Source organism: Mesorhizobium sp. M2C.T.Ca.TU.002.02.1.1, assembly GCF_003997225.1.
The window spans coordinates 1-4,869 of the sequence record NZ_RZTO01000473.1 but is presented as its reverse complement, the minus strand read 5'-3'; the positions used below and the strand labels follow the sequence as shown (position 1 = coordinate 4,869).

Genomic DNA, 4,869 nt, shown 5'->3' with positions numbered 1-4,869 from the left:
CTTCAAGGGCGGCTGGGTGCAACTGACGGCCGACCAGCAGCCGTTCCTGCAAGGCTACCTGCCGATCCTCAGCCTTTGCCAGCAGGTGGTGCTGGGGCTGGCCCCGATGAATGTGGACACCGGCGCCGGCTTCGTCACGCCGCAGAACTACGAGATCGTCTCAGAGCTCGCCAAGCAGGCGCTGCGCTGACCTCCCAGGCCGCCGGCCGGACCCAACCCGGCCGGCGGGACCGCCGGCAGAACAGGCAATTCAAGCGAGGATCGCATGAGCGAACGCATCATCGAACTGCGCGATATCAAGAAATCCTACGGCCAGGTCTATGCGCTGGGCGGCGTCAACCTCAGCGTCGACCGCGGCGAGGTTGTCGGCCTGATCGGCGACAATGGCGCCGGCAAGTCGACGCTGATCAAGATCCTGTCTGGCGTGGTCAAGCCGACCAGCGGCGAGATCCTGGTGCGCGGCAAGCCGGTCAGCGGATGGAGCGCGGCGCGCTCGCGCGACGCCGGCATCGAGACGGTGTTCCAGGATCGGGCGCTGGCCGTGCAGCAGACGATCGTGCGCAACATCTTCATGGGCCGCGAGCTCACCAGCTTCATGGGCTGGCTGAAGGTCAACAAGGAGATCGCGGAGGCGAGCCGGCTGATGCGCGAGATCGGCTTCACCTCGAAAGTGTTCACGCCGCACTCGATCGTCGGCCAGCTTTCGGGCGGCGAACGACAGGGCGTGGCCATCGCGCGCGCCATCTACAAGCAGGCGGAGCTGATCATCCTCGACGAGCCGACGACGGCGCTGTCGCTGACCGAGACCGCCAAGGTGTTCCACTTCGTGCGTCAGGTGCGGGCGAGCGGCCGCTCGATCCTGTTCATCGGCCACAACATCCACCACGTCTTCGACATCGCCGACCGTTTCGTGGTGCTCGACCGCGGCAAGGTGGCGCTGACCGCCGACCGCACCGAGGTCAAGTCGGCCGACGACCTCATCGACTTCATGGAGGACATCGCGCATCCCGACGGCTTGCCGGGACTGCACGAGGCCGACGAAGCGGAGCAGAGAGCGCAATGAGCAAGGCGATGGAACCCGATCTGCAATCTCCTCTGGGAAGGGCAAGCGGCCAGATGGCCCAAAAGGCCGCCAAGGAATGGAGCCATCCGTCCAATCACTGGCTGCGCGGCTTCGTCCTCGACAACCGCGCAGCGCTCGGCACGCTCGCGGTGTTCATCGTGATGATGGCGGTCTTCATGACCGCCAACCCGACCGTCTTCACCACCTGGTATCTCTACAGCTCGGTGCTGACGACGCTTCCCGTCGCGCTGTTCGTGGTGGTGCCGCTGGTCTTCGTCGTCACCTGCGGCGAGATCGACCTGTCTTTCCCGGCGACGATGGGTTTCGCCTCCTGGGTCTTCGCGCTGGTGGTGCAGGCCGGCTACGATCCGTTCCTTGGCATCGCGGCCGCGCTCGTCACCGGCACGCTGCTCGGCTTCCTCGTCGGTTCGCTGGTCGTCTATGGCGGGCTGTCGTCGCTGATCGCCACGCTCGGGATGAACTTCCTGCTGCGCGGCCTGATCCAGATCATCAACGAGGGCAAGTCGACGGCGCTGACCAATCTGGCCGACAGCGCGGCCTACAAGATCTTCTCCAGCCAGATCTGGGGCATTCCGGTGCAGATCTTCTGGGCGGTCGCCTTCGTGGTGTTCTCGGCGCTGCTCTTCAACCGGCACCGCTTCGGCGCGCAGGTGAAGGTGGTCGGCGACAATCCCGACAGCGCCAAGCAGATGGGCATCGACGTCAAGTGGGTGCGGGTGAAGGTGTTCGTCTTCACCGGCATAGGGGCGGCGATCGCCGGCACCTTCTCGGTGATGATCAACTTCACCTGGTGGCCAACGGCCGGCGACGGCTATCTGCTACCGGTGCTGGCGTCGGTCTTCGTCGGCGGCACGCCGACCTGGGGCGGCATCGGCACGGTCGTCGGCGGCGCGATCGGCGCGGTCACGGTGTCGTTCATTCAGACTGGCGTGGTAGCGGCGGGCCTCAGCGGCTTCTACGTGCAGTTCTTCAACGGGCTGATCATCATCCTGTCGCTGCTCGGCCATAAGTGGAACCAGGCAAGGTACAGGTGAGGGGGCAGGTCACACCGGCGCGACAAACCCGTCCAGCACGCGTTTCTGGCCGGCCTTGTCGAAGTCGATGGTGAGCTTGTTGCCGTCGATGGCCGCGATGTTGCCGTTGCCGAATTTCTGGTGGAAGACGCGGTCGCCGACATTGAAGGCGGATGGCGTGTCGGCGACGGATTTGGCGACCAGCTCGCCCTCGATGGTGCGGCCCTTCACAGAGGTGCGCCCGGCGCCGTAGCCGCTGTCGGTTTCGCCGTAGCCGATGCGCTCTACCTGGTGGCCGGAGCGGGTGCCCCAGTTGCGGTCGGTCGCCTCGGTGCGGTTGGCCTGCGCGCGCTGCCAGCCGGGCGTCGCATAGGTGTTGGAGAAGCTGCCCTGGTCCTTGGCGCCGATATTGTCGAAGCGCGAGGCGCCGTAGGGGTTTTGCCGGCCGCCACCGCCGCCGCGCCCGGAGGCGAATGAGCCGCCGCCATAGGGATTGCCGTAGCCGCCATAGGAGTTGCCGCCGTCCGCGACGTCGACATGGGTTTCCGGCAGTTCATCGAGGAAGCGCGACGGGATCGTCGATTGCCACAGGCCGTGGATCAGGCGGTTCGAGACGAACCAGATGTGCAGGTTCTTCTTGGCGCGCGTCAGGCCGACATAGGCGAGCCGGCGCTCTTCCTCCAGGCCGGAGCGGCCGCCTTCGTCCAGCGCGCGCTGGTGCGGGAACAGGCCTTCCTCCCAGCCGGGGAGAAAAACGGTCTCGAATTCGAGGCCCTTGGCCGAATGCAGCGTCATGATCGAGACCGCGTCGAGCGACTCGCCTTGCTCGGCCTCCATGACCAGCGCGACATGCTCGAGGAAGGAGCGCAGCGATTCATATTCCTCCATGGAGCGGATCAGCTCCTTGAGGTTTTCCAACCGGCCAGGCGAATCCGCCGAACGGTCGTTCTTCCACATGTCGGTGTAGCCGCTCTCCTCCAGGATGGTCTCGGCGAGCTCGGTGTGCGGGGTGGTTTCCAGCGCCTTCTGCCAGCGCTCGAAATTGGCGGCGACCTCACGCAATGCCGCGCGCGGCTTCGGCTTGAGCTCGTCGCTTTCGGCAAGCGTGGCGGCGGCCTCCAGCATCGGGACGCGCATGGCGCGCGCCGTGTCGTGGATCTGGCGGATGGTGGCTTCGCCCAGCCCGCGCTTCGGCACGTTGACGATGCGCTCGAAAGCGAGGTCGTCGCCGCCGTTGGCGACGACGCGGAAGAAGGCAAGCGCGTCGCGGATCTCCAGGCGCTCGTAGAAACGCGGGCCGCCGATGACGCGGTAGTTGAGGCCCAGCGTGATGAAGCGGTCTTCGAAGGCGCGCATCTGGAAGGACGCGCGCACCAGAATCGCCATGTCGTTGAGATTGTGCTTCTGCCGCTGATAGGCCTCGATGGCGTCGCCGATGGCCATGGCCTCTTCCTCCGAGTCCCAGGCGGCATGGACATGCACCTTGTCGTCCTCGGGGTCGTCGCGGTCGGTGAACAGCGTCTTGCCGAAACGGCCTTCATTGTGGGCGATGAGGTGAGAGGCCGCGCCGAGGATGTGCGCGGTGGAGCGATAGTTGCGCTCCAGCCGGATGATGGTGGCGCCCGGGAAATCCTTGTCGAAGCGCAGGATGTTGTCGACCTCGGCGCCGCGCCAGCCATAGATCGACTGGTCGTCGTCGCCGACGCAGCAAATGTTTACGGTGCTGGCTCCAATCTCCCCCCTTGTGGGGGAGATGTCGCCGGAGGCGACAGAGGGGGGCGCTGTCCCGCCGGCCTTTCCGCCTGAAAGATTGGAAGCGCCGCGATCCTTCGCGCCCCCCTCTGTCCTGCCGGACATCTCCCCCACAAGGGGGGAGATTGGCCTGCCGCCGTCGTCGGCGCCTTTGCGCCCAGCACCGGGCCGCTGCGCCAGAAGGCGCAGCCACATGTATTGCGCGGTGTTGGTGTCCTGGTACTCGTCGACCAGAATGTATTTGAACTTGCGGTGATATTCCTTCAGCACGTCCGGATAGGCGCGGAAGATGCGGATCGGATGATAGAGCAGGTCGCCGAAGTCGCAGGAATTCAGCGTCTGCAGCCGTTCCTGATAGGCTTTGTAGAGCTGGCGGCCCTTGCCGTTGCCGAAGCTGCGCGCATCGCCTTCCGGAATCTCGTCGGGGCCGAGCCCCTTGTTCTTCCAGTTGTCGAGCATCTGGGCGAAGGTCTTGGCCGGCCAGCGCTTGTCGTCCAGCCCTTCGGCCTGGATCAGCTGCTTGATCAGCCGCACCACGTCGTCGGTGTCGAGAATGGTGAAATCGGATTTCAGCCCGGCAAGCTCGGCGTGACGGCGCAGAAGCTTGACGCCGATCGAGTGGAAAGTGCCGAGCCAGGGCATGCCTTCGACATTGCCTTCGCCGATCAGGTGGCCGATGCGCTGCTTCATCTCGCGCGCGGCCTTGTTGGTGAAGGTGACGGCCAGGATCTGCGAGGGGAAGGCCCTGCCGGTGGCAAGGATGTGGGCTATGCGCGTGGTGAGCACCCGCGTCTTGCCGGTGCCGGCGCCGGCCAGCACCAGAACCGGGCCTTCGGTCGTTTCGACGGCGAGCCGCTGTTCCGGGTTCAGACCCTTCAGATAATCGGGCGCGCCGTTCTGGCCGCTGCGGGCGGCCATGGCGCGCGCGGCTATGCCGGATGGGGCCGCCGCGGGCCGCGCATTCGGTTCATCGAAAAAAGGCATGTCCTCGGAAAAGCCCGACATCGCTCCCGAATGTAG

The 4,869-nt window shown here is 65.6% G+C and carries 3 protein-coding genes and 1 pseudogene; 3 read left to right on the top strand and 1 reads right to left on the bottom strand.

What is annotated here, in order from left to right:
* The 3 genes and pseudogenes from EOD07_RS22580 to EOD07_RS22570 form a co-directional block, all read left to right on the top strand.
* A pseudogene (locus EOD07_RS22580) lies at positions 1–190 on the top strand (sugar ABC transporter substrate-binding protein); the annotation flags it as partial.
* 75 nt (positions 191–265) lie between these two features.
* The gene (locus EOD07_RS22575) at positions 266–1,063 is read left to right on the top strand and encodes an ATP-binding cassette domain-containing protein (RefSeq protein ID WP_127237039.1); all 798 of its coding nucleotides are present in this window, start codon (positions 266–268) and stop codon (positions 1,061–1,063) included.
* Positions 1,060–2,118, top strand: a complete 1,059-nt coding sequence (locus EOD07_RS22570) for an ABC transporter permease (RefSeq protein WP_127237038.1) — start codon at positions 1,060–1,062, stop codon at positions 2,116–2,118. Before EOD07_RS22575 ends, EOD07_RS22570 begins: the two co-directional genes overlap by 4 nt.
* A gap of 9 nt (positions 2,119–2,127) precedes the next feature.
* Here the strand turns inward: EOD07_RS22570 and EOD07_RS22565 are convergent, their stop codons facing one another.
* Complete coding sequence (locus EOD07_RS22565) at positions 2,128–4,854, bottom strand: UvrD-helicase domain-containing protein (RefSeq protein WP_127237037.1); 2,727 nt, start codon at positions 4,852–4,854, stop codon at positions 2,128–2,130.
* Positions 4,855–4,869 lie beyond the last annotated feature (15 nt).